This is a genomic window from Mesorhizobium sp. WSM4847 (assembly GCF_055811335.1).
The window spans coordinates 20395-46987 of sequence record NZ_JBVVPY010000008.1 but is presented as its reverse complement, the minus strand read 5'-3'; the positions used below and the strand labels follow the sequence as shown (position 1 = coordinate 46987).

The 26593-nt window shown below is 62.2% G+C and carries 25 protein-coding genes and 1 pseudogene; 14 read left to right on the top strand and 12 right to left on the bottom strand.

What is annotated here, in order from left to right; translation table 11 throughout:
* The first annotated feature begins 14 nt into the window (after positions 1-14).
* On the top strand, positions 15-989 hold the full coding sequence (locus AC0L28_RS13520; RefSeq protein WP_287257851.1) for a DUF2332 domain-containing protein: 975 nt from the start codon (positions 15-17) through the stop codon (positions 987-989).
* 358 nt (positions 990-1347) lie between these two features.
* On the opposite strand, the gene AC0L28_RS13515 is transcribed toward AC0L28_RS13520, so the two are convergent.
* Complete coding sequence (locus AC0L28_RS13515) at positions 1348-1896, bottom strand: histidine phosphatase family protein (RefSeq protein ID WP_023802971.1); 549 nt, start codon at positions 1894-1896, stop codon at positions 1348-1350.
* 167 nt (positions 1897-2063) lie between these two features.
* On the opposite strand from AC0L28_RS13515, the gene AC0L28_RS13510 reads away from it, so the two are divergent.
* From AC0L28_RS13510 to AC0L28_RS13475, 8 genes are all read left to right on the top strand, one after another.
* A complete protein-coding gene (locus AC0L28_RS13510) occupies positions 2064-3011 on the top strand; it encodes an AEC family transporter (RefSeq protein ID WP_287257853.1) in 948 nt (315 codons plus the stop codon).
* A 318-nt stretch (positions 3012-3329) separates the two neighbouring features.
* Complete coding sequence (locus tag AC0L28_RS13505; protein WP_128246872.1) at positions 3330-4787, top strand: NAD-dependent succinate-semialdehyde dehydrogenase; 1458 nt, start codon at positions 3330-3332, stop codon at positions 4785-4787.
* Positions 4788-4867: 80 nt separating this feature from the next.
* Positions 4868-5899 (top strand): aldose epimerase family protein, encoded by a 1032-nt coding sequence (locus AC0L28_RS13500; RefSeq protein ID WP_473478002.1) that lies wholly within the window; start codon positions 4868-4870, stop codon positions 5897-5899.
* Between the two features lie 190 nt (positions 5900-6089).
* Positions 6090-7190, top strand: a complete 1101-nt coding sequence (locus AC0L28_RS13495) for a branched-chain amino acid ABC transporter substrate-binding protein (RefSeq protein ID WP_287175315.1) — start codon at positions 6090-6092, stop codon at positions 7188-7190.
* Positions 7191-7273: 83 nt separating this feature from the next.
* Complete coding sequence (locus AC0L28_RS13490) at positions 7274-9742, top strand: adenylate/guanylate cyclase domain-containing protein (protein WP_473478000.1); 2469 nt, start codon at positions 7274-7276, stop codon at positions 9740-9742.
* Positions 9681-10106: an aldose epimerase family protein gene (locus AC0L28_RS13485; RefSeq protein ID WP_287257856.1), complete on the top strand. Its 426-nt coding sequence runs from the start codon at positions 9681-9683 to the stop codon at positions 10104-10106. The genes AC0L28_RS13490 and AC0L28_RS13485 overlap by 62 nt, the downstream gene beginning before the upstream one ends.
* Positions 10107-10222: 116 nt before the next feature.
* Positions 10223-10795, top strand: coding sequence for a histidine phosphatase family protein (locus AC0L28_RS13480; RefSeq protein WP_091598202.1), 573 nt, complete (start codon positions 10223-10225; stop codon positions 10793-10795).
* 109 nt (positions 10796-10904) lie between these two features.
* Positions 10905-11675: an inositol monophosphatase family protein gene (locus tag AC0L28_RS13475; RefSeq protein ID WP_023803562.1), complete on the top strand. Its 771-nt coding sequence runs from the start codon at positions 10905-10907 to the stop codon at positions 11673-11675.
* Here AC0L28_RS13475 and AC0L28_RS13470 read toward each other — a convergent pair.
* From AC0L28_RS13470 to AC0L28_RS13460, 3 genes are read right to left on the bottom strand one after another with little or no spacing between them, the layout of a single operon-like run.
* The gene (locus tag AC0L28_RS13470; RefSeq protein WP_287257857.1) at positions 11665-12741 is read right to left on the bottom strand and encodes an ABC transporter ATP-binding protein; all 1077 of its coding nucleotides are present in this window, start codon (positions 12739-12741) and stop codon (positions 11665-11667) included. The two genes, AC0L28_RS13475 and AC0L28_RS13470, sit on opposite strands and share 11 nt — an antisense overlap.
* On the bottom strand, positions 12741-15023 hold the full coding sequence (locus AC0L28_RS13465) for an ABC transporter permease (RefSeq protein ID WP_287257859.1): 2283 nt from the start codon (positions 15021-15023) through the stop codon (positions 12741-12743). The genes AC0L28_RS13470 and AC0L28_RS13465 overlap by 1 nt, the downstream gene beginning before the upstream one ends.
* 2 nt (positions 15024-15025) lie before the next feature.
* Complete coding sequence (locus AC0L28_RS13460; RefSeq protein ID WP_441338737.1) at positions 15026-16012, bottom strand: ABC transporter substrate-binding protein; 987 nt, start codon at positions 16010-16012, stop codon at positions 15026-15028.
* Between the two features lie 480 nt (positions 16013-16492).
* Here AC0L28_RS13460 and AC0L28_RS13455 point away from each other — a divergent pair, with 480 nt between their 5' ends.
* Positions 16493-17281, top strand: coding sequence for a DUF899 domain-containing protein (locus AC0L28_RS13455; protein ID WP_287257862.1), 789 nt, complete (start codon positions 16493-16495; stop codon positions 17279-17281).
* Between the two features lie 172 nt (positions 17282-17453).
* On the opposite strand, the gene AC0L28_RS13450 is transcribed toward AC0L28_RS13455, so the two are convergent.
* From AC0L28_RS13450 to AC0L28_RS13420, 7 genes are all read right to left on the bottom strand, one after another.
* Complete coding sequence (locus AC0L28_RS13450) at positions 17454-18098, bottom strand: SCO family protein (protein ID WP_287257864.1); 645 nt, start codon at positions 18096-18098, stop codon at positions 17454-17456.
* Positions 18095-18640 carry a TlpA family protein disulfide reductase gene (locus AC0L28_RS13445; RefSeq protein ID WP_287257866.1) on the bottom strand — a complete coding sequence of 182 codons (546 nt, stop codon included), beginning with the start codon at positions 18638-18640 and terminating at the stop codon, positions 18095-18097. The genes AC0L28_RS13450 and AC0L28_RS13445 overlap by 4 nt, the downstream gene beginning before the upstream one ends.
* On the bottom strand, positions 18637-19086 hold the full coding sequence (locus AC0L28_RS13440; protein WP_023803570.1) for a c-type cytochrome: 450 nt from the start codon (positions 19084-19086) through the stop codon (positions 18637-18639). Before AC0L28_RS13440 ends, AC0L28_RS13445 begins: the two co-directional genes overlap by 4 nt.
* Entirely contained in the window at positions 19083-19217 is a 135-nt protein-coding gene (locus tag AC0L28_RS13435; protein ID WP_023803571.1) for a hypothetical protein, read from the bottom strand. The genes AC0L28_RS13440 and AC0L28_RS13435 overlap by 4 nt, the downstream gene beginning before the upstream one ends.
* Before the next feature lie 35 nt (positions 19218-19252).
* Entirely contained in the window at positions 19253-19693 is a 441-nt protein-coding gene (locus AC0L28_RS13430) for a DUF411 domain-containing protein (RefSeq protein WP_023803572.1), read from the bottom strand.
* Positions 19694-19718: 25 nt separating this feature from the next.
* On the bottom strand, positions 19719-21200 hold the full coding sequence (locus AC0L28_RS13425; protein WP_128166791.1) for a multicopper oxidase family protein: 1482 nt from the start codon (positions 21198-21200) through the stop codon (positions 19719-19721).
* 90 nt (positions 21201-21290) lie between these two features.
* On the bottom strand, positions 21291-21626 hold the full coding sequence (locus AC0L28_RS13420) for a hypothetical protein (protein WP_473477993.1): 336 nt from the start codon (positions 21624-21626) through the stop codon (positions 21291-21293).
* Positions 21627-21896: 270 nt separating this feature from the next.
* On the opposite strand from AC0L28_RS13420, the gene AC0L28_RS13415 reads away from it, so the two are divergent.
* The 3 genes and pseudogenes from AC0L28_RS13415 to AC0L28_RS13405 all read left to right on the top strand — a co-directional run.
* Positions 21897-22067: a hypothetical protein gene (locus AC0L28_RS13415; RefSeq protein ID WP_473477990.1), complete on the top strand. Its 171-nt coding sequence runs from the start codon at positions 21897-21899 to the stop codon at positions 22065-22067.
* A 301-nt stretch (positions 22068-22368) separates the two neighbouring features.
* The gene (locus tag AC0L28_RS13410) at positions 22369-22671 is read left to right on the top strand and encodes a hypothetical protein (protein ID WP_473478245.1); all 303 of its coding nucleotides are present in this window, start codon (positions 22369-22371) and stop codon (positions 22669-22671) included.
* 331 nt (positions 22672-23002) lie between these two features.
* Positions 23003-23158: pseudogene (locus tag AC0L28_RS13405) on the top strand (DUF899 domain-containing protein); the annotation flags it as partial.
* Positions 23159-23230: 72 nt separating this feature from the next.
* On the opposite strand, the gene AC0L28_RS13400 reads toward AC0L28_RS13405, so the two are convergent.
* Complete coding sequence (locus tag AC0L28_RS13400) at positions 23231-25252, bottom strand: putative bifunctional diguanylate cyclase/phosphodiesterase (RefSeq protein WP_128167248.1); 2022 nt, start codon at positions 25250-25252, stop codon at positions 23231-23233.
* Positions 25253-25538: 286 nt separating this feature from the next.
* Here AC0L28_RS13400 and AC0L28_RS13395 point away from each other — a divergent pair, with 286 nt between their 5' ends.
* Entirely contained in the window at positions 25539-26573 is a 1035-nt protein-coding gene (locus AC0L28_RS13395) for a class I SAM-dependent methyltransferase (protein WP_473477987.1), read from the top strand.
* Positions 26574-26593 lie beyond the last annotated feature (20 nt).

Genomic DNA, 26593 nt, shown 5'->3' with positions numbered 1-26593 from the left:
TGGGCGAGGAGGGCTTGGCAGAGATCTCAACCCGGTATCTTCGCTTCGCCGACACGGAAGCTCGCAGTCGCTCACCGCTCTATGAGGAGTTGGCTCGTGCTGTCGCAGGGGACCGCGAGACACTCGGCTTCCTGTCGACCCTCCCGGACGTGAAGCGGCAACCGAATCTTCTGCTTGCCGTGGTGCGTCACCTGTTCGGCACACCGACAGGGTGGACCGAGTTTCGCCAGGCGCTTCTGGCGCACCCCGAGCTTGTCCGCTCGCTCATGCTCGAGCGCTCGACGCAAACCAACGAGCCGGGAAGGTGCGCCACACTGCTGCCCGTCCTGGCGCGCCTGCCGCAGCCGCTGGCCCTCCTGGAGGTCGGGACTTCCGCAGGGCTCTGCCTTATGCCCGACCTCTACAGCTACGACTACGGGCGCATGGTGCTCCGCACACCCGTCACGGCCTCGGAACCGCCTGTCTTCCGATGCTCAGCCAGCGAGACAACGCCATTGCCGACGGCCCCGCCGCATGTCGTCTGGCGAGCGGGATTGGACCTGAGCCCGATCGATGCTTCAAACCCCTCGCAAGTCGCATGGCTTGAGACGCTGGTCTGGCCGGAGCAGACGGCGCGGCTTGCCAATCTGCGGGCGGCCCTAATGATCGCTGCCACAGTCAAGCCTCGGGTGGTGACGGGCGACCTGCGCGGGAGCGACCTCGTGCGGCTCTGCAGCGAAGCGCCAAAGGACGCTACCCTCGTTGTCTTTCACACAGCCGTCCTCGACTATGTCTCCGATCCGGCAGACAGAGAGGCCTTCGCAGAACAGGTGATGCGTCTTTCTCCGTATTGGGTATCGAACGAGTTCCCTCGCGTATTCCCGTCCATCGCCACACGCGCCGGAAAAAGCTGGCCGCCAGGCCGCTTCCTCCTATCTGTGAACGGCTCCCCTGTCGCTTGGACCGACCCGCATGGCGCCTCGCTCGAATGGATCGCGGACGAGGCGTAGGCGGCTGGCAATGACAACGTCTTCAAACCGCTCGCCCAAGGTCAGCTATAGGTCCGACTCGAGCCGTTGCGCGAAGGCAGCTTTGAGGAAGCGCCATGACGGTCAGCCTTATGGCGCAAACACGATTTCCAGGATAGTCTGCTATTGGGCAACAGTAGAGATCACCTCGACGGCTGACATCGGCGCTAAGCCGAGATCTCTGATGGGTGTCGCAAACGTCCGCATTGGGTCATCTGCGTAAATTCGGCCGAGGCCGAACGAACGAGCTTCCGCTAGGGGGGTCGGAACCGGTATTCCGTTTAGGGACCAAGCGTTAGATTTCACCACTGGCGAACGCTTCAACTGGCTCCAGCGCAGATTAGAAAGTGACGCGGCCGAGCACGCGCAGGCCGTCGCCTTGCGGCTCGACGATCACGGCTTCGCCTTCGCGCGGCGAGATGCCGGTGAGCGCCATGATATTCTCCAGATGGGTGACCATGACCACATTGTCGGAGCCGGAATAGGCGCTGATCTCGTTCATGATCGCCTCGAGCTGGGCGGCTTTCTCGCTCGCGTCGGTCTTCAGCAGGTCAAGCGGAGCGAAGGGTTCGGGCTCTTCTCTGAAAGCGGTGCGAGCCGTGTCGAGGGCGCGGCAATAGCGGCTGGACAGCACGCGCTCGACCGGCGCCGCGCGGGCGTCGAAAAGCGCGCCGATCTTGCGTGCCTGCTGCTTGCCGCGCACCGAGAGATTGACCTGGGTGGCGCATTTCTCGATGTCGAAATTCGCCGGATCGGTAGTGCCGGTGACCATGGCATGGCGAAGCAGCACGACATGTCCGCCGTCGCGCAACAGCGCCCAGCCGGCTTCGGTCGCGTGGGCCGCGGCGGGAATGACGAGCAGCAATAGAGCCAGCACAGATCGAAGCATCAGGCGTCCTTTTCCGGTCACCGGAGGTGGCTTCCGGTGACCGCATATAGGGACGGCAAAGCCGGCTGAAAAACAAGGCATCACCTATCCCGGCTGTTTGCGAGAACGGACCGCTTTGCAAGGCGGGGCGGTTGCGCTCAAATCCCGGCTCGCCTATCAGGGGAAAAATGTCCCCACTCATCGAAACCGTCCTTTTTGTCTTCGGCCTTGTCGCGCTCGGCTATCTGGCCGGGCTCACCGGCTATCTGAAGGCCGAGGCGGGTGGGGCCATCGCCGAATTCGCCGTCGGGGTGGCAATGCCGCTGCTTCTGTTCCGCACCATGGTCAATGCCGATTTCCATGGCGCCGCACCCTGGTTGTTCTGGGGCGCCTATTTTACGGCTGCCGCAGTGACGTGGGCCGCAGGCCACCTGGTCATCACCCGGGTGTTCGGGCGCGACGCGCGTGCCGGGGTCGTCGGCGGCGTGTCGTCGGCTTTTTCCAACCTCGTCCTGCTCGGCATCCCGTTCTTCCTCGGCACATTCGGGCCAAGTGGATTCGAAGTGCTGTCGCTGCTGATTTCCGTGCATCTGCCGACGATGATCATGGCATCGATCATCCTGTTTGAGATCTTTGGCCGCGGCGACGAGCATGTGCATCCGCTGCGCATCATCCGGCGCTTCTTTCGAAAGTTGCTCTCCAATCCGCTGATCATCGGCATCCTGGCCGGATGGGTGTGGCGTATCACCGGCCTGCCATTGCCGGCGCTGGCCGTCCGGCTGGTCGACGCGCTGGCCAACATCGCCGGACCGGTCGCGCTGTTTGCCATGGGGCTGGGCCTGTGCCGTTTCGGCATCTCCGGCAATGTGCGGCCGGCGCTGGCGCTGTCGGCGCTGAAGCTGATGCTGATGCCGGCCGTCGCGCTCGGCCTGGTCTGGCTGCTTGGCCTGCCGCCGCTCTCGGCGAAAGTCGCGGTCGTGGCGGCCGCGCTGCCATCCGGGGTGAATTCCTACCTGATTGCGACGCAGTTCAACACCGGCCAGGCGCTGGCATCGAACCAGATGACCATCGCCACCGCCTGCGCGGTCGTCACCACGGCCTTTTGGCTGACGGTGGTGGTCCACGTGTTTGGATAGGTATGATCGATATTGATGCCTGCGAAGGGCGGTTTCCTGGTGCTTCCGGTACTCATATACCCAAACGTTACGCTCCGTTCCGGTTCTCGGGAGCCACCAGTCCGGTCGTTTCCTCACACATCCTCAAGCAACAACGGGAGCGCAAATCGGCCTCGCCTTGTGCTGGCCCAAACCCTATATGCCATCTTGCGATTGATTGCGGGGCTTGCCCTAGGTAAAGAGCAGTGGCTCCAGGCGTGCCGGCATCGATGCCAGTGCGCACGCCCGTCAAGGAAATCCAGATAGCGGCCCGTCAGCGCGCCGAACGGAGGCTAGACCATGCTTCAGAAAACCAGCCATTTCATGCGCCAGGCCAATCTCATCAACGGCGAGTGGGTGCAGGCCGACAGCGGCCAGACGGTCGACGTCAACAATCCGGCCACCGGCCTCAAGATCGGCACCGTGCCGAAGTCGGGCAAGGTCGAGACGCGCCGCGCCATCGAAGCTGCCGACGCCGCCTTCCAGACATGGCGCAAGACCACCGCGCTCGAGCGCTCGAAGCTGTTGCGCAAGCTGCATGACGCCATGATGGACAACCAGGATGTGCTGGCCGAGCTGCTGACCATCGAGCAGGGCAAGTCGCTGTTCGAATCGAAGGGTGAGATCGGTTCGGCGGCCTCGTACATATTGTGGTTCGCCGAAGAAGGCCGCCGCACCTATGGCGATGTCGTGCCGTCGCCTTGGGCGGACCGCCGCATCCTGGTGACCAAGGAGCCGGTCGGCGTCATCGCCGCCATCACGCCGTGGAATTTCCCGTCCTCGATGCTGGCCCGCAAGCTCGGTCCAGCACTTGCCGCCGGCTGCACGGCGGTGGTCAAACCGGCGTCGCAGACGCCTTATTCCGGCCTCGCCTGGGGCGCGCTCGCCGAGGAGGTCGGCTTCCCCAAAGGCGTCATCAACATCCTGACCGGCGCTGCCGGCGAGATCGGCGACGAGATCTGCGCCAACCCTCTGGTCAAGAAGATCACCTTCACCGGCTCGACCGAGGTCGGCAAGATCCTGATCCAGAAGTCGTCCGTCACCGTCAAGAAGGTGTCGATGGAACTTGGTGGCAACGCGCCATTCCTGGTCTTCGACGACGCCGATATCGAGCGCGCCGTCGCCGGCGCGATCACCGCCAAATACCGCAATTCCGGCCAGACCTGCGTCTGCACCAATCGCTTCCTGGTCCAGGCTGGTGTCTACGACAAGTTCGTCGAAAAGCTCGCCGCCGCCAGCGACGGGCTGAAGGTCGGTTCCGGCCTCGATGACGGCGTGCAGCAGGGGCCGCTGATCGACGAGAAGGCAGTCGAGAAGGTCGAGGAACTGATCGCCGACGCCACCGCCAAGGGCGGCAAGGTCGTCGCTGGCGGCAAGCGCCATGCGCTCGGCGGTTCGTTCTTCCAGCCGACGGTGATCGCCGACGCCACGCCGAAGATGCGCTTCATGAAGGAAGAGATCTTTGGCCCGGTAGCACCCGTGTTCAAGTTCGAAACCGAAGAGGAGGCGATCGCACTCGCCAACGACACCGAGTTCGGCCTCGCCTGCTATTTCTACACCGGCGATCTCGGCCGCGCCTTCCGGGTCATGGAAGGGCTGAAATACGGCATGGTCGGCGTCAATGAAGGGCTGATCACCACGCCCGAGGCGCCGTTCGGCGGCGTCAAGGAATCGGGCCTCGGCAAGGAAGGCGGACATCAGGGCATCGAGGATTATCTCGACACCAAATATGTCTGCATCGGCGGCCTCGGCCTCTGATCGGGCAGGGCCTGTCGAACGTCAACAGACCAAGCCGGCCCACGCGGCGAGCCGGGATCGATCAACCAAGCGTTTCGGGCATGGCGATGAAGGACGGCGAGGTTTTCGGCACGACGCAGGCGGGCGAGGCCATCCGCCGCTTCAGCATCCGCGGCGGCGGCCTCACCGCCAACATCATTGGGCTTGGCGCCATCATCCAGGACCTGCGCCTGGCCGGCCACGATGCGCCGCTTGTGCTCGGCTATAGCAGTTTCAAGCCCTATGAAACGGATACGGCCTTCTTCGGCGCCGTCGCCGGACGCTATGCCAACCGTATCCGCGATGGCCGCTTCACCATCGCCGGCCAGCGCTACCAGACCGAGCGCAACTTCCTCGACAAGCACACGCTGCATGGCGGCTCGCAAGGTTTTTCGCACCGGCCATGGGAGGTTTCGCTGCATGGCAGGGATTTTGTCACCCTGACGCTGCATGATCCCGACGGCACGATGGGCTTTCCCGGCGCGCTCGACGTGACCTGCACCTACAGGCTGAAGATCCCCGGCACGCTCAGCGTCGAGCTGACCGCCACCTGCGAGGAGCCGACGCTGTGCAACCTTACCCAGCATTCCTATTTCAACCTGGATGACGGCGGCGCCGGCGATGTCCTCGATCACCGGCTGATGCTGAACGCCGGCGCCTATCTTCCGGTCGATGGCGACCTGATCCCGACCGGCGTCGTGAAGCCGGTCGACGGCACGCCGTTCGACTTCCGTCAGGCGCGGCCGCTGCGCATGGAGAGCGAGGGCAAGCAGCTCCCCTACGACCAGAATTTCTGCCTTGCCTCGACGCGCGGGTCGCTCAAGCTGGCATCATGGGCGCAAGGCGCGAATTCCGGCGTCGAGATGGAGCTGTGGACCACGGAACCGGGCGTCCAGCTCTATACCGGCCAGTATCTGGCGCCAGATTCGCCGGGGCTCGGGGGAGTTCATTACAAGGCTTATTCGGGCTTCTGCCTGGAGCCGCAGGTCTGGCCGGATGCGCCGAACCGGCCGTATTTCCCGCAGGCCACGCTATGGCCGGGCCAGATCTACCATCATGTGACGGAATACCGGTTCAGGCTGCCTGGCGCCTGACGCCCGGAGGTACCGGCCTTTGCTGCGCTGGCCTTCGGTCCGGAAAGGATCATGCGCAAAGTTCAAAGAGCGTCCTTTGCGCTTCCATTGGACGCGCGACGCTCTCGGATCGGAACCCAATCCACGCTCGCGGAAAAGGACTGTCGGCGCTGACGGGATTGGCGTAAGCTACTGCCTTTGGGGTGCATCCATGCACCGTATCACCACCGTAGCTATTGTCGCGCTCGCGGCCGCCGCGCTTAGCTGTCCTGCGCGGGCGGAGGTGCTGATCGGGGTCGCAGGCCCGATGACCGGAAAGCTCGAATGGACTGGCACGCAATTGAAGCGCGGCGCAGAGGTGGCTGTGGCCGACATCAATACGGCGGGCGGCGTCCTCGGCGAGCCGGTGCGGCTCATCACGGTCGACGACTTCTGCGATCCCAAGCAAGCGGTGGCTGCTGCCCAAAAGCTGGTGGCTGACGGTGTAGTGTTCGTCGTCGGGCACTACTGCTCTGGAGCCTCGATTCCGGCATCGGAGGTGTACGAGGCGGCGGGAATTCTGCAGATTTCGCCGTCCTCGACCAATCCGATGTTGACCGAACAAGGCCGCGCCAACGTTTTCCGCGTCTGCAGTCGCGACGATGCGCAGGGCTTCGAGGCCGGCAACTACTTGGCAGATCATTGGAGCGACAAGAAGATCGCGATCCTTCACGACAATACGACCTATGGGAAGGGTCTCGCCGATGAGACAAGAAAGCAGTTGAACAAGCGGGGCGTGACCGAATCAATCTATGAAGGCTACACTCCCGGGAAAGACGACTACTCGGCCGAGATCAGCACGTTACAGGGGGCGGATATCGCCGTGCTGTACATGGGCGGGTATCATACCGAGGCCGCGCTTATGGTCCGTGCGGCGCGCGACCGGGGCTACTCGGTTCAGCTGATCTCGGGTGACGATACGGCGACCGAGGCATTCGGGCTAATTGCCGGCCCTGCCGCCGAGGGCACGCTCTTCACCTTTGTCCCCGACCCGCGTCGAAACGCCGAAGCGGCCACAGTCGTCGAACGATTCCGAGCCGAGAACTTCGAACCCGATTCCTGGACGCTGCACAGTTACGGCGCCGCCCAGACCTGGGCGCAGGCGGTCGAGAAGTCAGGCTCACTAGAACTCCAAGCCGTGATTGCATCACTGCGCGGCAATCAATTTGACACTGTGTTGGGCCGTATGGACTTTGATAATAAGGGCGACCTCACTGTTCAGAGTTGGGTATGGTATGTCTGGAAGGGTGGCGAATACGTGCCGTTGGAGTAATGGACCACCGATCCGGCGAATCGCCTTGAGCCAATCTGTGCAGACCCTCTCGGCCGCGCCAGCTGAATCAATGCGTCGCCGCGATGCTTAAGCGTCTCGGCATACGCGGCCGTCTGTTGCTCGCTTTTTTCGGTATCAGCACCTTCGCGGTGCTCGCGACAACAGCCGCTCTTTATGCCTTCCTCGAGGTGGGGGAGGTCGTCAACCACATCACCAAGGAGCGTGTGCCGTCGGCGCTCGCGTCCCTCCAGCTGTCGCGCCAGGCTGAGCGGGTCGCCGCCACTGCGCCCGCCGCACTTGCTTCGACCAGCAAGGCTCAGCATAACGAGGTCTCGACTGCGATCGCGGCAGAGATGACGCGCCTCGAGGAACTGCTTGCCGCTCTCAAAGGCGCCAAGCCTAGCACGGCGGTAGTGGCTGAGATCGAGGCTGCGGTGCTTGGTCTGCGGCGCAATCTCAACGCCCTCGACGACCTTGTCGCCGCCCGCCTCACCGTGGTGGCGCGCAAAGAGGAACTGTTACGTCGCCTGTCGGCTACGACAAATGCAAGCCAGCGCCTTGTGGCGCCCGGCATGCTCGTGATGAATTCCAAACTCCAGCAATGGCGGGCGGTCACGGCCGACACGCCGCTCGCGTCCAATCGAGGCGCGGAGGCGACGGCCGACCTGGTCCAGTCGATAGCGGCCTACATCCCGCAGCAGAAGGCGCAGCAGGAGATCTCGGCGGTCAATGACGCGCTGGTCAACACGGCGGACGCGCCGACGCCAGGCGATCTGGCGTTGATCCTGTTTCCGCTGCGCCGGTCACTCGCCGTTCTGGATACGATTTCCAACGAGATCGACGATAGGCTGCGGACCCGTTTCCAGCAGCGGGTCAACGAGTTCAAGGCACTGATCGACGGCGGAAACAGCATCCCGAAGGCGCGGCAGGACGAGTTCGCCGTCCTGGCGCAGGGCGAAGAGCTTCTGGCCGAAAACAATCAGCTGTTGCGCAGTCTTACCGCTGCCGTCGATCGCCTGGTCGCTGCGGCAGACCGCGAGATCACCGCATCTGGTCTCGAAGCCGCGGTCGTCCAGCGCTACGGGACCGGAGTTGTCCTTGGCTCCGCCTTTCTCAGCCTCTTGAGTTCCGTTCTGGTTGTTTGGCTCTATGTCGACCGCAGCCTCCTCGCCCGCCTGGGAGGGGTGAGCCAAAGCATGCTCGCAATCGCCGGCGGCAATCTTCGTGCGCCATTGCCTGCCGCGGGCCACGACGAAATCGGCCGCATGGCCGAGGCGCTCAGGCTCTTCCGGGACACTGCAGTCGAGGTCGAGGAAAAGAACCTGCGCGAGGTCGCCGAAGCGCGCCAGCGGCTCATCGATGCCATTGAGAGCATCTCCGAGGGATTCGCTCTCTACGACGGCGAGGACCGGCTCATCCTTAGCAATAGCCGCTACCGCGAACTGCTCTACAGCGACCTTGCGATCGAACTGACGCCCGGTACGACATTCGAGCACATCATCCGCCGATCCGCTGAGCGCGGCTACATCAGGGATGCCGAGGGACGATTCGAGGAATGGGTCGCCGAGCGGCTCTCCCGGCACCGCAACCCTGGCGAACCGTGGGAGCAGCTGCGAGGCGACGGAAGATGGATCATGATAAGCGAGCGGCGGATCACCGGCGGCGGCACAGTCGCGGTCTACTCGGACATCACCGAGCTGAAGCTACGGGAGGAGAACCTCGCCGAGAAATCCGCGGTTCTCGAGGCGCTTTCCAGCAAGCTGGCGAAATACCTGGCGCCCCAGGTGTACAACTCGATATTCACCGGCCGTCAGGAGGTCAGGATCGCCAGCCAGCGGAAGAAGCTGACGATATGCTTCTCGGATATCGCCGGCTTTACCGAGACCACTGACAAAATGCAGTCCGAGGTTCTCACCCAGCTCCTCAATCACTATCTGACGGAAATGTCGAAAATTGCTTCGGATCATGGCGCGACGATCGACAAGTATGTCGGCGACGCGATTCTGATGTTTTTCGGCGATCCGGAAACTCGCGGCGTCAAGGAGGACGCGCTCGCCGGCGTGCAGATGGCGCTCGCCATGCAGAAGCGGATGAGCGAACTTGCCGAAGTCTGGCGCGACATTGGAATTGAAACACCACTGCGCTGCCGCATCGGCATCCACACCGACTACTGCACTGTCGGCAACTTCGGCAGCGAGGACCGGATGGACTACACGATAATCGGCGGCGCCGTGAATCTCGCCTCACGTCTTGAGCAGGAGGCGCAGCCAGGGACCGTGCTCATTTCTTATGAGACGTTTGCGCAAGTGAAGGACACGATTGACTGCGACGAGCTGGGGCGCATCCACGTCAAAGGGATCGCCTATCCGGTCGCCACGTATCGCGTCATCGATGCGAAGGCCAATCTTGTCGCTGCCCGTCGCGCCGTTCGAACCGAACTGCCGCATCTCAGACTGGAAGCCGAGCCCGAGCTGATGTCTGCTGACGAGCGTGACCAAGCCGCAACTGCGCTTCGAGACGTGCTCGATCGACTTTGTCACAAGCCCGGGTAGGAGGGATCGTCGGCATCGGCTCTGTGGACAAGTCCCCATTCTGAAACACGCAGGACGGCAAAGCCGTCGATCTCTACACGCTCATCAACGACAGAGGCGCGTCCATAAGTTCATCGCCTATGGCGGTATAATCACGGCGATCAATGTGCCCGACCGCTGGGGCAAGCTCGACAACGTCGTGCTCGGCTTCAAGGAACTCGCCGACTACGAATCCTTGACCCCCTATTTCGGCGCCTTGATCGGGCGCTACGCCAATCGCAGACCGGTGCGCGGAATGAACTGCGACGAGTTTGGAGACAATGTAGCGGTTTTGATGGCCGGAGGTCCGCTCATGGCAGCGCGATACAGACGTTCCTGTTTCTGATATCCATTGAGGCTGTGAAAAGTGCCCGTGCAATGACGTGGTTGGTGTGTGTTGATACTTCCTGCGCTTGATCAGCTCTGTTAGGCGTCGGAAGGATTTTATCGGAGCGCAACGGCATGCCGACGGCCTTCTTTATCACTCATCCGGAAGTTTCCGTTGATCCCGCCACGCCAGTTCCAGCTTGGCGGCTTTCGGACCGCGGCGTCACCCGGATGAGGGCTTTCGCGGGCTGTGCGGTGCTGTCCGGCCTGACGTCCATCTGGTCGAGCTCCGAGGCCAAGGCTATTGAAGCGGCTGGCCTGCTGGCGGCAGGGTTTGGTTTGCCCGTCCAAGTGGATGAGCACCTTGGCGAGAACGACCGCTCCGCGACCGGTTTCCTTCCACCCGTCGATTTCGAACGAGTTGCTGACGCCTTCTTCGCCAATCCACATGAGAGCGTTTGCGGATGGGAGCGCGCGCTCGATGCCCAGGATCGCGTCGCGCGGGCCGTGTTTCGCATTCTTGCGACCCATCACGACGGCGACATTGCTTTCGTCTCGCATGGCGGCGTTGGCACGCTGCTGCTTTGCAAGCTGCTGAATGCGCCGGTTTCGCGCAGTCGGGATCAACCGTTCCAAGGTCATTTCTTCGCTTTCTGCTTGCCAGGTTGCAAGATCATCCACGAATGGCAGCCTATCGCCGAGCGTTAACCTCAACTTTTCCCTGCAGAATTGGGCCTTGAGTACAAAGAGCCGGGGAACGAATGGAAGCAGAAACAATGACGGAATTGACTGCGTGAATGGTGACGATAACGATCGGATGCTGTTTGCGACTGCGCTGGCGCGGCGCGGCGGCGAACTCGGCCTGCAATATTTCCGACAACTGGAGACACTCACAATCGAGAGCAAGGGTCATCAGGACCTGGTCTCCGAGGCCGACCGGAATGTCGAGACGTTCATCCGCCGGGAGCTTGCGGCGCAATATCCTGAAGACGGTGTTATCGGAGAGGAACACGCCGCACTCGCCGGCGGATCGGGTTACACATGGGTGATAGATCCAATCGACGGCACTGCCAACTTTCTGCGCGGCATCCCGGCCTGGACCGTCGTCATCGCCTGCGTCAAGGAGGGTGTGGCGGTCGTGGGCGTTATCCATGAACCCTCTACCGGCGAGACATTTTATGGACGCCGCGGCGGTGGCGCTTTCCTCAACGGCCGGCCCATCAAGACAAGCCCGACGACGAGCCTGACGCAAGGCTCGGTCGGAACCGGCTTCTCCAATCGTCGTGAAGCGCGCACCGTCGCCAAGCTGATCGATCTCCTGCTTCAGGAGGGCGGCGTGTTTTTCCGCAATGCATCCGGTGCGCTTATGCTTGCCTACGTCGCCTCGGGCAGGCTGCTCGCCTATGTCGAGGAGCATATGAATGCTTGGGACTGCCTCGCCGGCATGCTTCTGGTCGAAGAGGCTGGCGGGTCGGTCGTCACGCCCGACCCGAAAACGGTTCTCGAGGAAGGAACACTGGTCATCGCGGGCGGCAAGGGCGTGTTCGACAAGGTCCACGCGCTCTGCAAAGAGGCGTTCAGTCTGTGATCAGCACGGGTCCGCGTTCGGGAAAGCCGATGCTCACCGGCTGCCCCGCTCGAAACGCGCTATCGACATCCGGCGAGACCACGAAGACTTCGCCGAATTGCGTGGCAATTACGAACTCGAGGTGGCTGCCGACATAGGTCACTTTTTCAAGCGTCCCGGGCAAGGCGCCAGGCGCATTCGGCTCGCCAATCTCAAGGCGGCTCGGTCGCGCCGCCAGCATGGCCGGCCCCAGTTTGCGGCCGCGAGCCGGCAGCTTCAGCACCGCAGGTCCCAGATGCACGGTGGCGCTGTCGCCCTCGACCGACACGACCTCGCATTGGAACATGTTGGCTTCGCCGATGAAGTCGGCCACGAAAGCATTCGCGGGCTGCTCGTAGAGGTCGCGTGGCGTGCCGTCTTGGGCAATCACCGCATTGTTCATGACAATGATGCGATCGGAGACGGCGAGCGCTTCCTCCTGGTCGTGGGTGACATAGACGACCGTCAGGCCGAGTTTCTGCTGAATCTCGCGGATTTCCTCGCGCACGCGCCGGCGGAGCTTCGCATCCAGGTTCGACAAAGGCTCGTCGAAGAGCAGCACCTGCGGCTCCAGGACCAGCGCCCGCGCCACCGCGACACGCTGTTGCTGTCCGCCCGAAAGCTGGCTCGGCAGGCGCTCGCCGAAATTGGAGAGGCCGACCAGTTCAAGCCCGGCTCTGGCCCTCTCGGCCTTCTCCTTCCTGCCGAATCCGGAAAAGCCCAGGCCGTATTCGACGTTCTGGGTCACGGTCATGTGCGGGAAAAGCGCGTAGGATTGAAACACCATGGAGACATCACGATCGGTAGCCGGCAGCCGGGTGACGTCGGCGCCCCCGATCAGGATCTGGCCGCTCGTTACCATTTCCAGTCCGGCTATCATGCGCAAGGTGGTCGTCTTGCCGCAGCCCGACGGTCCAAGCAGGGTGACCAGCTTCCCGGCCTCGATGAACAGCGAGATGTCGTTGACGGCGGGCGCCTTGCTCTTGCCGTAGATCTTGGTGACATTCCTGAATTCGACTGAGGCGGCATTGCCGCGAATTTCGGCCATCATCCGCCTCCCGAGATCGCCGGCTGTGGACGCGCCACGACCGCCTGGCTGACATTGGTGCGCGACTGCGCCAGATCGCCGTCGAGACCGCGCCGGCCGATCATGCGGCTGCCAACGGCAAGCTGCATCAGACCGATCACCGCCAGCATGACGCCGATAAGGACGGCGGAATAAGCGATGGCGACGCCATATTCGTTATTCTCGACGCGGCCGACGATATAGCTGGTCGACATGTCATACTGGGCGCTGACCAAGAAGATGATGGCGCTGATGGCGGTCATGGCGCGAACGAAGGAATAGACCAGCGCGGCAAGGATGGCCGGCCGCAGCAGCGGCAGCACCACTTTGCGGAAGGTCTGCCAGGAGTTGGCTCCCAGAGTGAGGGACGACTCGTCGAGGCTGCGGTCGATCTGCGACATCGACGCGACACCGGCGCGGACCCCAACCGGCATGTTGCGGAAGATGAAGGAGAGCACCAGGATAATGCCCGTGCCGGTGAGCTCGATCGGCGGCACATTGAACGCAATCACGTAGGAGACGCCGATCACGGTGCCGGGAATGGCGAAGGACAGCATCGTCGCGAATTCGAAGGTGTCCTTGCCGGCAAAATTCTGGCGGACCAGCAAATAGGCGGTCAAGAGTCCGATGGCCGCGGTCAGCGGCGCGGAGATCATCGCTATTTCCATGGTCGTCCAAAAAGAACTCCAGGCCGAGCCGCGCCAGTGGATGCCGAACTCGTTCCAGCCGATGGAGAACGCCGTCACGTAGTGTTCAAAAGTCAGAGAGAAATCCACCCCCCACAGCTTGACGAAGCTGCCGTAGAAGATCGTCACGTAAATCAGCAAGGTAAACAGCGTCCAGACGGCGGCGACCGCGAAGACGACGTTGCGCAATTTTGCCGGCAGATGCGAGTGAACGCCGGCGTCGCCTTTGCCGGAGACGGTCGTGTAAGACTTCTTCCCAAGCCAGAATCGCTGGGCGTAGAATGCCCCGAGCGTGAAGAACAGGAGCACGAGCGCGAGGATCGCCGCCTGCGCCTGGTCGTATTGCGCGCCGACGATGGCGAAGAAGATCTCGGTGGACAGCACATCGAAAGTGCCGCCGAGCACCAGCGGATTGCCGAAATCAGCCATGCTCTCGATAAAGCCGAGCAGAAAGGCATTGGCCAGACCCGGTCGCATCAACGGCAGGGAGACGGTGATGAATGTCTGCCAGCGATTGGCGCGCAGGGTCTGCGCGGCCTCCTCCATGGATGGGCTGACACCCTCGACCACACCGATCATCACCAGAAAAGCGATCGGCGTGAAAGCGAGCACCTGGGCGATCAGCAGGCCAGGCAGGCCGTAGACCCATCGCGTCGGTTGGACGCCGATCAGCTCGGCGAAACCCAGATTGATGGCGCCCGAGAGGCCGAACAGAAGGATGATGGCGAGGCCGATGACGAAGGGTGGTGTGATGATCGGCAGCACGGTCAGCGCGCGCAACAGCGCGCCGTAACGAAAGCCGGTACGGGTCACCACCAGGGCAAAGACAAGGCCGAGCGCGGTGGTCGTTACGCCGACGAGCACGGCGAGAAGGAGCGAATTCCAGGCGACGCCGCAGCGCGGGCCACCGGTGAGGCAGCCGAGGCTCCAGAGCCGGTCGCTGGAGAGTTTCGCGAGAAAGACGGGAAGCGAATAGTCGCCCTCCTGTGTGAGCAGCGCGCTCCCCAGCATTTGACCGATCGGCATGAAGATAAAGATGGCGACCATGGAGACGACGAAGCCGATCGAGCCGACGACGAATTCGTCGCCGGCCACCGCGCCGCGCGCCGCAAGCCCCAGGGTGAACAGGAACAGGAACGCGCCGCTTACCAGCAGTGCTCCCCAGCCCATGCCAAACTGGCGGTCGTCAAGCTCGCCAAAGAGCAAGGTCAGCCATTGCCACTGGAAGCCGCGCAGACCAATGCCGAATCCTTGAAGCAGGAAGTAGGCGACGCCGGTCGCGCCGACGGCGATCAGCAAATAGCCAAAGAAAGGATCGGACTTCCGGCGCCCCCATAGCAGGAGCGGCGCGACAAGCAGCGGCCCGAGGGGGGCGAGCCAGAGTTTCTCGCCTTGCAGCACAAGGAAAAGCGCCGGCGCGACGTCATCGTCAAGCGGATAGCCGTCCAACAGCCAGGACAAGGTGAAGAGGTTGCTTTCCAACCCGTACCAAGGCAGCAGCGCATAGCCGAGCAAGCCGACCGCCGTCCACAGGACGACGGTCGGGTGAAGCGCGCTCGTGGCAGTGCGGACGCGCATGATCACTGCGGCAGAGTCGAGACCTCCGTATCCCACTTCTGCAGCAGGCGCTTGCGCTCGGCGCTCGATCCATACTTCTTGAAATCGTAGTCGATGAGCTTGATGGTCGACAGGTCGGGCGACAATTCGGACGCGGTGGCGTTTTTGTTCGACGGCAACTGGAACGACTTCACGTCCTTGGCCTTCGACTGCATCTCGGCGGTCAGCGCCCAGTCGTAGAACTGCTTCGCCGCTTCCGGGTTGCGGGCGCCCTTGATCAGCGACATCGAGCCGATCTCATAGCCGGTGCCTTCGCAAGGCGCCACCGTGACGATCGGGAAGCCGGCTGCCGTCTGCGCCACCGCATCATGCATGAAAACGATGCCGATGGTCGTTTCGCCGAGACCCGCGGCCTTAATCGGAGCGGAGCCGGACTTGGTGTACTGGTTGATGTTGGCGTGGAGCGCCTTCAGGTACTCAAAACCCTTGTCCTCGCCCATCAGCTGAACCATCGTCGCGAGCATTGTATAGGCGGTGCCCGATGAGTTCGGGTTGGCCATCTGGATGTGGCCCTTGTATTCCGGCTTGGTCAGATCAGCCCAGCATTTCGGCTCCGGCAGGTTGCCCTTGGCCAACAGATCCTTGTTGTAGCCGAAGCCGAGCGCACCGGAGTAAACGCCGATCGTCTTGTTGTTGGCGGCTTCCGCCTGCTTGATCGCCCAATCGTGCAGTTCGCCGCGCATCGGGGACATATACTCCTCGGTCAGTCCTTCCTCGGCGGCCTGAAGATGAGGATCGCCGGTGCCGCCCCACCAAACGTCGCCCTTTGGGTTTCCGGCCTCGGCACGCACCTGGGCGTATGTCTCGCCTGAGCTCTTGCGGGTCATATCGACAGTGATGCCGGTCTTTTCCTCGAAGCTAGTCTTGATTTGCTGGCACCAGGCCTCGTCGGCGGAGCAATAGAGGGTGAGGCTGTCGGCGTAAGCCGAACTGGCGGCACAGACGAGCATTACTGCCGTTGCCGCCAGACGGACACAGGTGTTTTTCATGTGCGAATTTCCTCCCATTGTTTCGCCGTCTAACAAGTATCAAGCATTGCTGCGGCGGCGACCAGATTGGGAGCTTTTGCGCCGATTTGCAAATCGAGTCGGCGGCGGCTGGAACAGCGGATCCTACGCGTGGCGAAGGGGGAAACCGATCAGGCAAGTTGCGGCAGTTCCGTTCCCCTCCAACACGACCAACCGCTTCATCTTGCCGAAAGGCCGGCCGATGAAGGCATGAGCGGAAAGATGGCAGCAGTCACCGAAGCATGGGAAGGGCGCGCCTTGTCGGCGAGAGTCGCAAACGGCGGCGCCCGGAATAGCGTCACACTTGTTACTCTCACTGGTCGTTTTCCGGTGCCAAACTATTTTAGGCCCAACAACCAGCGATGAGCAGCGAATGACCCGTGCTTCAGCGACGCGCGAATTCGCCCAGATCAGGAGGAAGCCATGACTTCAGCAGCCAAGAGCGAACGGAAAAGCGGACAGACTGCCATGCGCACACCACCGGTGGTGTCGCCGCAGGAGTGGGAAGCGGCCCACGAGCAGCTGCTCGTGAAGGAAAAGGCCCAGACCCGCGCCCGTGACGCGCTGGCCGCCGAGCGGCGACGGATGCCGTGGATGGCGGTGGAGAAGAATTATGCGTTCGAGGGGCCCGACGGGAAGGTGACCCTGCTCGACCTGTTCGACGGTCGGCGTCAGCTGATCGTCTACCGCGCCTTCTTCGAGCCGGGAGTGTTCGGCTGGCCCGACCATGCCTGCCGCGGCTGCTCCATGGTGGCCGACCAGGTCGCCCACCTCGCCCATCTGAACGCCCGTGACACCACTCTCGTCTTTGTCTCGCGTGCGCCGCAGGCGGATATCGCGCGGTTGAAGGCGCGGATGGGCTGGGAGATACCATGGTTCACCCTCACCGACAGCTTCGACGCGGATTTCGGCGTCGACGAGTGGCACGGCCACAACGTGTTCATCCGCGACGGCGACCGCGTGTTCCGCACCTACTTCATCAACAACCGCGGCGACGAGCAGATGGGCGGCACCTGGAACTATCTCGACATCACGCCGCTGGGCCGGCAGGAGGTCTGGGAGGACTCGCCCGAAGGCTATCCCCAGACCCCAGCCTACAAATGGTGGAACTGGCACGACAGCTACGCCGCGGATCCGGCAGCCGACAAGAGGTGGGCCGAGGTGTCGGAGGCCGGAGAGGCGGCGTTCCGGGAGGCGAGCACGAAGCAATGAGCCAGACCTGATCCGCTGAGATCGACGGCGGCGGCGTCGAAACGCAGGAATCCTGTTCCCAGCGGCGCTGGCGCGGCGGCTCATGAGCGATCCCTGCGCTGTTGCCGTGTTGTTCCCCCAACCGGACAACCTCGGAGGGCGTCCGGCGGTAGTGCTGGATCAAGTCAATTGATCACGGCCGATTCACGCTGTTCGTCAGCCCATTGACGTACATGACCAGGTTCAGCGGATCGAACCTGAGGCCGTGGAACTTGGCCGCGAAGCGCCCGCCGCGGTCGATCGCGTGCGTCACCAAGCCATGCATCTGCTGGCCGCCTTCGAGCGGATCGAAACGGACGTTGTATTGCTCGGACAGCTTGCGCGTCGCATCCTCCGCCTGCCCTTCGCGGGTGGTCAGGAAGGTCCAGTTGCGCGGGTCGAGCCCGTGCGCTTCGCCGTATCCCTTCATGACCTCGGGCGTGTCTGACTTCGGGTCTGTCGTCACCGTCAGGAACTGCACCACGTCCTTCATGGGCGTTTCGTTGACCATCGCCTGGACGCGGGCGATCAGGTCGGAGTGCAGCGGGCAGACGTCGGTGCAACTCGCGAACACGAAATTGAGTACAACGACCTTGTCGGCGAAATCCGAGAGGCGGACCGGATTGCCTTCGTCGTCGGCCAGATCGAACCCCGGCGCTGCGGGAGCGTCGATCGCCTGGAAATATTTCTCCTCGCTGCCCATAAGCCTGTCGAGATCGGCGCCCGGATGATGGGCAAATGCGGGAAGCGCGAGGACAGACGTGACGGCCATCGCGGCGAGAAGTGTTTTTCTGTTCATCTCCGTTCTCCGGTTTGGTCGAGTTCTCGTACGATGATCCCTTCGAAGAAGGAAACCATCTCGGGGGTGTCCCATTCGGCGGGTCCGGCGAGTCGCGCGAGCTCGTTTCCGTCGGGGCCGATCAGAAGCGTGGCTGGCAGGCCGAACAGTCCCAACGCGCGGATCGCAGTCACGTCCTGGTCGATGAAGACGGGGAGTTTGACCCCGATCTCGTCGAAGAACTTCCGGACTGCGCCGGCTCCCGCTCGGTCCACCGAAAGGGCGACGACATCGAATCCCTCGCCGCCGAGCCGCCCCTGAAGGCGGTTGAGCGTGGGCATTTCGGCCCGGCAGGGCGCACACCAGGTCGCCCAGACGTTGAGCAGCACCATCTTGCCGCGCCAATCTTCGAGAGATTGCGGCTCTCCCGCCTCGTCGGCGAGGATGAGCTCGGGCAAGGGCTGCGGCTCCTCGTGCAGCGGCATCACTGTCGGTTCCTGCGCGTGCGCGTTGCCCACGGCCACAACGACGGCAAGTATCAGCGCCGACAGGATCGTCTTCACTGCGTCTTCTCCTGCTCGCGGCGGCTCATCTCCGACTGGTAGGCGCGCTCCCGCTCCGGCCATGTGCTCTTGATGAAGGCGAGAACGGCGCGGATCTCCTCGTCGCTCAAAATGTCCTCGAATCCCGGCATGTCGCTAGCGTACCCGTTGCCCACCACGGCGGCTGGACCCTCTTTGGTGATCCGGAACAGCACCCCGTCCGGGTGGTGCCAGGTGTGCCCGGACGCATCGTGCGGCGGGGCGGGCATGCGTCCCGAGGGAAGCTGCCTCTTCCAGTCAGGCTGGCCTTCGAGGCTGGCCCCGTGGCAGGAGGCGCAGTTCGCGGAATAGAGCTGCCGTCCCCGCGCAATTGCCGCGGCCTCGCTTGCTCCGAACGACCAGATCAAGGCGAGGGCGGCAACTCCCAAGAGCGCCGCGAAGCCGAGGATAACAGCCTGCCTGCTCATTTGCGGCCGCTGAAGAACAGGTACTTCACCAAGGTCGCGACCGCGAGAACGAGCGCAACTGCGAGCAGGAGCCAGCCCACACCCATGCCCAGCATCATGCCGCCCATGCCTTCCATCATTCCGCCGTCCATCGTTGTCGGCTCCTTTTCCGCGTCTCGTTGCAGGCCTATTCCCGCGCGTATACGCCGCCCACGCTGCCAGACTTGGTGATCTCCAGCATCTCGAACGGCGCTTCCTTGGTGCCGCTCATTCCCGGCGAGCCCATTGGCATGCCGGGCAGCGTCACGCCCTTGATGTCGGGCCGCTCCGTGAGCAGCTTCTTGACCGTGCCGACGGGGACGTGGCCGCTGACGACGTAGCCGTCCACGAATGACAGGTGGCAGCCCTGGAATTCGTCTGCGATGCCTGCCTCGCGGCTCATCTCGGCGAGGTCGTGGGTGGCCTTGCTGGTGACGGTGAAGCCGTTCTCCCGCAGGTACTCGGCATAGCCTTCGCAGCAGCCGCACTGCGGGTTCTTGTAGAGGGTGACGTCCTTCTCGCCCGCGAGCGCCGGGACGGCAGCCCAGACGAAGGAAGCGAGGGCGACGGCATTCAGGATAGTACGCATTTTCGGTTCTCCTTTCGAGAATTGGTCAGGCGACGCGGAAGACGCCCATCATCCCGGCGGCCTGGTGTTCAAGGATGTGGCAGTGGAGCATCCAGTCGCCGGGATTGTCGGCGACGAAGGCGATCTCCACCCGCTCGCGCGGCGACATGAGCACCGTGTCCTGCCACTCGCGGTGACGGGTCGACTTGCCGTTCCGGGAAATCACCCGGAAGGAATGGCCGTGCAGGTGGATCGGGTGATGCCAGGCTGTCGCGTTGGTCATCGCGATCACATGGCTCTTGTCCCGAGCCAGCGTCAGCATGGGATCCATGATGTGCCCTTCGGCGGCGACTCCGTTGATGAACCAGATGCCGCCGGAATGCATCATGTTCATCATGCCGCCCATGTTGCCCATCATGCCGCCCATCGCGCCGGAGGAATCCTCGCCGGTGTCGCCCATGCTGCCGCCCATTTCCTGCATGACCATGGCGCCCATCATGCCGCCGTTGAACGTCACCTTGTGACGGACGGCCGTCGCGAGGTCCGGCTCCGGCAGCGGGTTCGGCGGCAGGACGACGGGCCAGTCCGGAGCCTTGTCCCTGAGCGGTTCATCGCCGTAGGCGAGATCGACCAGGCGGTATTCGAGGCCCTCGTAGAAGCGGTCGATCACGGAAACCCGGCTTCCGGCGTCAGCCGTCATGTCGAGGATGATGTCGGCGCGCATCGCAGGCCCCAGCACGACGAGCCCGCCCTCCAACGCATGCGGCTCGACGGGCTGCCCGTCCAGCGCAATGACGGCAGGCTGATGGTTCCCGAAGTCGAGGCCGAAAATGCGGGCGTTGGCGGCGTTGATCAGCCGCAGCCGGATGCGTTCTCCCTTTCGCACTTGAAAGACATCGGGCACGCGGCCATTGATCGTGACCGTGTTTCCGACCCGGCCGTTGTGCATCATGTCATGGCGGTTGCCGAAGTCTTCCCGCATCTCGGCGGTTTTGGTCAGCCGCCAGTCGGACAGCACCCATGTGACTTCGCGGTCGACCCGGATGGGATCGGCTTCCTCCACGATCAGCGAGCCGTAGAGGCCTCTGCCGACCTGCTCGAAACTGCGATGGTGCGGATGGTACCAGAAGGTGCCTGCGTCGACGGCATCGAACTCGTAGGCAAAGGTCTCGCCGGGCCAGATCGGCGCCTGCGTGAGGTGCGGCACGCCGTCCATCGCGTTCGGGACTCGCAAACCGTGCCAGTGCACCGTCGTCTCTTCGTTGAGTTTGTTCTCGACCGCCACCCGCAGGCGTTCTCCCTGGCGGATGCGAATTTCCGGACCGGGCAGGCTGCCGTCATAGCACCAGATGGGGGTATCGCCATGCGGCTCTGGCGCGATCTGGGCGCGTCCCGGTCCGGCGCGGATCCGGAACTCGCGAAGGCCTGCGGCGTCGGATCGCGGTGGAAGCACCACGCCCGCCGAAACGGCGGCGGCCGATGCGAGGAAGATTCGACGCGTCAGCGCCGGCACACGTGGATAGGGCATTGGATCAACCATTCCGGAATAGGCTTTTTTGACGCGCGGACGTAGCCGGGCGCGTCGACGGGTCGGTCGCGAGCGGATGCCGCGGCCGTGTCAGCTCAGGAAGGTGGTTCGGGGAGGATAGGGCTCAGGCGGACCGGTGCGGCCGTCGGACGGTTCTCCGGGAGGCAAGGATACGATACCGGCGAAATGCGGCAGCTCGGCCGCGGCAGGCGTGCAGATCGCGACAAGCGAGGTAACGCAGAACTGGTCGCATGCCGACGTCTGGCCGTCATCGCCGGGACAGTCCTGGCAGTCGGGCATGTCGCCGTCCATCTCAGCCATCGACATCTTCAGGGACATGTCCGTCAAAGCCGCGGCATGCGCCGCCGTGCCGAGGGCGAAGGCCGTGAGGAAGACGACTGCGAGGATGCGGACGAACCTGCTCATTGGGTAGACAGTAGTCCTGGCTCTGCGCCGTGTCCAGATTCGGTCGCAGGTGAACCATGACCGCCGCAAACGGATGCCGACGCGAGGCGATTTGTTGCAGGCTGCCTTGGAATGTCTGACTAGGTTCCGGAAATGGTCTGGCGTGAGATTATAACCGCCTTTGGTGCCATTGCGCTGGCTTCTGGACCGCGGCGGCATTAAGCGGTTCCGAGTAGCCTAAGACGCGAAGTCCGCTAGTTATGATTCTAGAGTGGCCGGCCGGCGCGGATCATGGAGCGTGCAATTGCGAGCTGCGCCTCGACCTCGGCGTTTCCTTTTGCGGGAGCCGCGCCGCCTTCACTGAGTTGGAAGCGGCTGTGGAAGGGCCTCCAGCATGCCGGCGAGGCGCCCAAGGAGATGAAGAAGCGGCCGACGATGCAGTGGGTTAAGCCGGGTTACTAGCGTCACGCACCGCTGTCACGGCAAGAGCAATTCGCACTCCGAGTTCCTCGTGTCGTCAGGCAGTTATCCATCCGGCCCTAGGCTCAAAACCCAACGGAAGATCAGTTGACTTTGGGCCGCAACGGCTCATCCTTGACTTGTTGGCCTACCTTTCCGACCAACTTTTGATAGGGAGGAAGCAATGGAAGCCGTCAATCGTAGATCCACATTTGCACTCGGTCTTACAGTAGCCGCGACGCCACTGATCGCGTAGGCGACCCCAGCAGCCGCACAGACTTACGGCCCCGATGAGGGCAAGGAGATCGGCCCCGGTGTCAGAGTTGTAGCGCTTGGTGAGCGGGCTTCGGTCATACCAGCTTATAAAACGGTCATGCTACGCGACGTTGTTATCCAACCCGGGGCGAAGACGCCGGACAACATGATGACGAACGACATGCTCTGCCACATGACTGAGGGAGAACTTTCGGTCGTTCACAATAAAGAAAAGTTCACAGTCAAGAAGGGCGATGTTTGGGCCTGCGCTAAAGGCGCTACTACAGAAGGCACCCAGAACACGAGCACTGCGGTCGCGATCATGCGGGTCATCGATTTGATGCCCGCATGAGGTAAGCGATGGGTGGAAGTGCGGCTATGGCTGCCCTAAAGAGATGCCGGAGCGCGTATCTGTCGTGGTGGGGAACGTCCAACGACGGGCCGCCTTCCATCCCGGTCATTGTCGATCACCGGCTGATTGAGTTTTGACCCTAGTCCCTCGACAGCTGCTTGATCTGTTTTCTGATTTCCTTGGTATCGCCGCGCGAACCGATGGCGATGATCGCCAGTTGTTCGGCCAGTTCGCGGCGGCGGCGCAGCGGGCGAACAGCAGATCTCCCCGCGTCAAGCCGGCCCCGAGCATGCAGTCGACGACCGCCTGAAAGCCAGGCTCCATCGCCTCCTGGGAGGACTCGCCCGAGGGCTATCCCCAGACCCCGGCCTACAAATGGTGGAACTGGCACGACAGCTACGCCGCGGATCCGGCAGCCGACAAGAAGTGGGCCGAGGTGTCGGAGGCCGGAGAGGCGGCGTTCCGGAAGGCGAGCACGAAGCAATGAGCCAGACCTGTTCGGGTGCGATCGACGGGCGGCGACGGTTGGCCTGAGAGGCTCAGATCGCGCCGCCGCTACTCATGCGGACTTGACGATCGACAATGTGCGTTTGTAAGCGGCCGGTTTCGTGCGGAAATTGGCGGCGGGAGCAGGTCGGCCGACGTGAAAGCCCTGGATCTTATCGATGTCGAATTCGCGGATCAGGGCCAGCTGCTCGTCGGTTTCCACCCCTTCGACCAGGATTTTATGGCCGCGATTTCGCACCAGGGCAATGATGTCTTGCAGCATCGCCTTGCCCCTTGGGGTGCCGCAGTCATGCAGGAACGAGCGGTCGATCTTCACCATATCGAAATCGATGAGACGAAGCCATGAGAGGCCCGCGAAGCCCGTCCCGAAGTCGTCAAGCCATACCCTGACCCCCAGCAGCTTCAGGTCGCTGATGCAGCGCAGAACGTCGGAGTGCATCTCCATCTCCAGCCCTTCGGTGATTTCGAGGGCCAGCCTGCTGCCGGCGACGCCGGTCTCGCTCAAAATCGTCGCAACCGAAGCTGCGAAGCCGGGCGTCTTGAGCTGAATTGGAGAGACGTTGACGCTGACGACACGGACGTGATCGTCCGCCAAGAGCTCGGTGCACACTGTCCTTATGGCCCAGCGCCCGAGCTCCAGGACCGCGCCGGTTCGTTCCGCAACAGGAATGAACAGGCTCGGCGGAACCGATGTACCGTCCAGCATTTTGAGGCGCATCAGAGCCTCGACGGCTTCAACCCGGCCAGACGCCACGTTCTGGATCGGCTGGTAGACGAGTGAAACGAGATCCTGGCCGATCGCGATCTTCAGCAAAGCCGCAATGTTCTCGCTCTCGTCGCTGCTCTGGGGATCGTTTGGATCGAACAGCCAGGTACAATTGCGACCGCCTGCTTTCGCCAGATAGAGCGCACGATCGGCCTCGTGGACGATCTTCTCCAGCTTGGCGCCAGTCTGCGCCCTGGTGAAGGCAGCGCCGACGCTCACCGTCACCACCGAGGTGCCGTCTCTGCGCTGCTGGTGGGGAAGCGCGAGGTTCTCCACCGTGCTTCGAATGGCTTCGGCAAGACCTGCGACCTGTTCCCTTTTCTCCATGCGAGCCAGGACAATGAATTCTTCCCCGCCGTAGCGGCCGATTGAGCCATTGTGCTGCTTGATCATTTCGGCAAGGGCATTGGCGACAAGTATCAGGCAGCGATCGCCTTCCTGATGTCCGTAGTAGTCGTTGAACCTTTTGAAGAAGTCCACGTCGATGAGGATCGCCACAAAACCGCTGCCATGCCTTTGCCAGTCGCTCCAGTAGTCGCGCAGCTTCTCGTCGATCGCACGCCGATTCTCCAGACCGGTAAGCGGATCGGTTCTCGACAGATTCAAGAGCGCCTGTCCGCGCTCGGTGGCCTCCTTGTGCTGGATTTTAGCTTCCAAGGCGTTCAGGAAGACGTTGTAACGTTCCTCGTTTAACCTCCAGTTTACATACGACGTGAATATGAAGCACGAAATATAAAAAATTCCTAGTACTATTTTGTATGTTAGCGTAGAAGGTACGAAATAGTTCACGGTGTATAGTACACACAAAATTATAGCAGAAGTTACGATGGATAGATTAAACCTGAATGTGAAGAAAAGATTGGCGCCCATCATGAAGATAGTACCGAAGACCATATAATAAGAGACGCTTTCCTTGTCCGCGGCCATAACCGCTGGGGACAACCAACCGATATAGCCAAAGATGATGGCTGCGGCGCAAGTCACGTCAATCCATTCCGTTCCGACCCCCCGGCGAAGTTGTGCTTCCAGGGTCAACAGCGCAGTCACTCCGACCGCGAAGCGCGCCGTGATCGTATAGAGTGCCACATCCGGAATCAGCAGCAGATCCGTTGCCGAAAACATGAGATAGATGGCGACGGCGATCCAAAGCCCCGGCCTGGCGTCCATCCTTCGCTTCGCCTGGCCTTCCTCCCAGTAGAGGCTGCGGAGTTCGTCGGACCGTCGCTCGTAGCGCCGCTCAAGCGGTTCCGCATGGGCCATATCGGCCAATGCGGATGACGCGTATTCGTTCGTCACCCTAAGCCCCATTTGAACGGGGCTTTGTATGCCGAACTCATTTCTAGCTTCTACCCCCACGCCGGCCGACTCCTCAGGCGCGACAGCGAATTGCGGCGCCTCGCAAGCAATATGCAGTCGCGCATATAGGTTTGGGTTAACTCGTATCTGGAATCCGACCCGCAAGGCGTCCAAAAAACCAGCATGGTTGGCGGGAATTTAACGACACCGCTAAAATGCCTGACATGTGTCTTGGCAAAGATAAAATTTTACGCAATATGTAACGATATCTAGTTAAATGTGATTATGGAGTTCTGCGGTGGCAACCATCCTCGATGGCAAAAGTTTGATTACTGCCCAGATGATCGCCGCCAGTCTCCCTCAAAAAAAGCTCGAGCCTCATAGCGAAGCGTTCGAAACCGCTCGCGTCGAGCTTGCGCTCATTCTCCACACCACACACCAGCAAATCGAGCAACGAAAGGACCCCGCCGAGATCATTCGTCGTGTGACGTCGTACCTCAGCGCGACGCGTTCCAAGGTTCATCCCGACGTCTGGCAGGCATTGATACCGGTGGTGCAGAACCACCCGGTCCTGGAGTACTTTCTTGAGGATCCGCTCACGCGGTGGTCCCATGACAAGCCCAGAGGTTATTCCGGCGACGCGCAGTTGCTCGACTACATCTATTGCGATCCGCACGTGGCGGAGAGCGTGGCAAACGCCTCGGAGATCGGCAAGGCGCTCTACATGCATACCAAGGATGTGCCGTCGTCCATCGCGGCACGGGAACGGCGTGATCTTTTGACCCGCTATGTCGATAAGATTGCGACCAGGAATGGACCGCAAACCGAGGTCCTGGCGATTGCGGCCGGCCATTTAAGGGAGGCCAATCGCTCGGCCGCATTACAGGAGGGCCGTCTCAAACGCTGGGTTGCACTCGATCAGGACCCTCAGAGCGTTGGATTGATCACGCGCGACTTCCAGGGCACTGCGGTAGAGGCCATCGACGGCTCGGTGCGAACCGTGCTCACGCGGGGCCACAAGCTTGGCAAGTTCGACTTCATCTACGCCTCCGGCCTTTACGACTACCTTGCGCACAACGTCGCCGTGAAGCTCACGAAAACCTGCCTGCAGATGTTGAAGCCGAACGGGACCTTCCTGTTTGCGAACTACGCAGAAGGCAACCCTGACGCCGGGTATTGGGAGACGTTCATGAACTGGGTGTTGCTGCTGCGGTCGGAGGCCGATATGTGGAACATCATCAATGCCAGCGTCGATCGAAACACCGTCGAGGCGCAGGTGTTCTTTGGCGAGAACCGCAACGTCCTGTACGGCGTCATCGAAAAGCGCGGATAGCGAGCGCCTGGGCTGCGAGC

Bases quoted from the DNA above. Each gene is read 5' to 3' on its own strand.
- AC0L28_RS13455 (WP_287257862.1), top strand. From the start codon at position 16,493: ATGACTTCAGCAGCCAAGAGCGAACGGAAAAGCGGACAGACTGCCATG.
- AC0L28_RS13420 (WP_473477993.1), bottom strand. From the start codon at position 21,626: ATGAGCAGGTTCGTCCGCATCCTCGCAGTCGTCTTCCTCACGGCCTTC.
- AC0L28_RS13510 (WP_287257853.1), top strand. From the start codon at position 2,064: ATGTCCCCACTCATCGAAACCGTCCTTTTTGTCTTCGGCCTTGTCGCG.
- AC0L28_RS13415 (WP_473477990.1), top strand. From the start codon at position 21,897: ATGGAGCGTGCAATTGCGAGCTGCGCCTCGACCTCGGCGTTTCCTTTT.
- AC0L28_RS13465 (WP_287257859.1), bottom strand. From the start codon at position 15,023: ATGCGCGTCCGCACTGCCACGAGCGCGCTTCACCCGACCGTCGTCCTG.
- AC0L28_RS13425 (WP_128166791.1), bottom strand. From the start codon at position 21,200: ATGCCCTATCCACGTGTGCCGGCGCTGACGCGTCGAATCTTCCTCGCA.
- AC0L28_RS13470 (WP_287257857.1), bottom strand. From the start codon at position 12,741: ATGGCCGAAATTCGCGGCAATGCCGCCTCAGTCGAATTCAGGAATGTC.
- AC0L28_RS13440 (WP_023803570.1), bottom strand. From the start codon at position 19,086: ATGAGCAGGCAGGCTGTTATCCTCGGCTTCGCGGCGCTCTTGGGAGTT.
- AC0L28_RS13490 (WP_473478000.1), top strand. From the start codon at position 7,274: ATGCTTAAGCGTCTCGGCATACGCGGCCGTCTGTTGCTCGCTTTTTTC.
- AC0L28_RS13475 (WP_023803562.1), top strand. From the start codon at position 10,905: ATGCTGTTTGCGACTGCGCTGGCGCGGCGCGGCGGCGAACTCGGCCTG.
- AC0L28_RS13430 (WP_023803572.1), bottom strand. From the start codon at position 19,693: ATGCGTACTATCCTGAATGCCGTCGCCCTCGCTTCCTTCGTCTGGGCT.
- AC0L28_RS13400 (WP_128167248.1), bottom strand. From the start codon at position 25,252: ATGGGGCTTAGGGTGACGAACGAATACGCGTCATCCGCATTGGCCGAT.
- AC0L28_RS13435 (WP_023803571.1), bottom strand. From the start codon at position 19,217: ATGGACGGCGGAATGATGGAAGGCATGGGCGGCATGATGCTGGGCATG.
- AC0L28_RS13515 (WP_023802971.1), bottom strand. From the start codon at position 1,896: ATGCTTCGATCTGTGCTGGCTCTATTGCTGCTCGTCATTCCCGCCGCG.
- AC0L28_RS13505 (WP_128246872.1), top strand. From the start codon at position 3,330: ATGCTTCAGAAAACCAGCCATTTCATGCGCCAGGCCAATCTCATCAAC.
- AC0L28_RS13480 (WP_091598202.1), top strand. From the start codon at position 10,223: ATGCCGACGGCCTTCTTTATCACTCATCCGGAAGTTTCCGTTGATCCC.
- AC0L28_RS13495 (WP_287175315.1), top strand. From the start codon at position 6,090: ATGCACCGTATCACCACCGTAGCTATTGTCGCGCTCGCGGCCGCCGCG.
- AC0L28_RS13460 (WP_441338737.1), bottom strand. From the start codon at position 16,012: ATGCTCGTCTGTGCCGCCAGTTCGGCTTACGCCGACAGCCTCACCCTC.
- AC0L28_RS13500 (WP_473478002.1), top strand. From the start codon at position 4,868: ATGGCGATGAAGGACGGCGAGGTTTTCGGCACGACGCAGGCGGGCGAG.
- AC0L28_RS13450 (WP_287257864.1), bottom strand. From the start codon at position 18,098: ATGAACAGAAAAACACTTCTCGCCGCGATGGCCGTCACGTCTGTCCTC.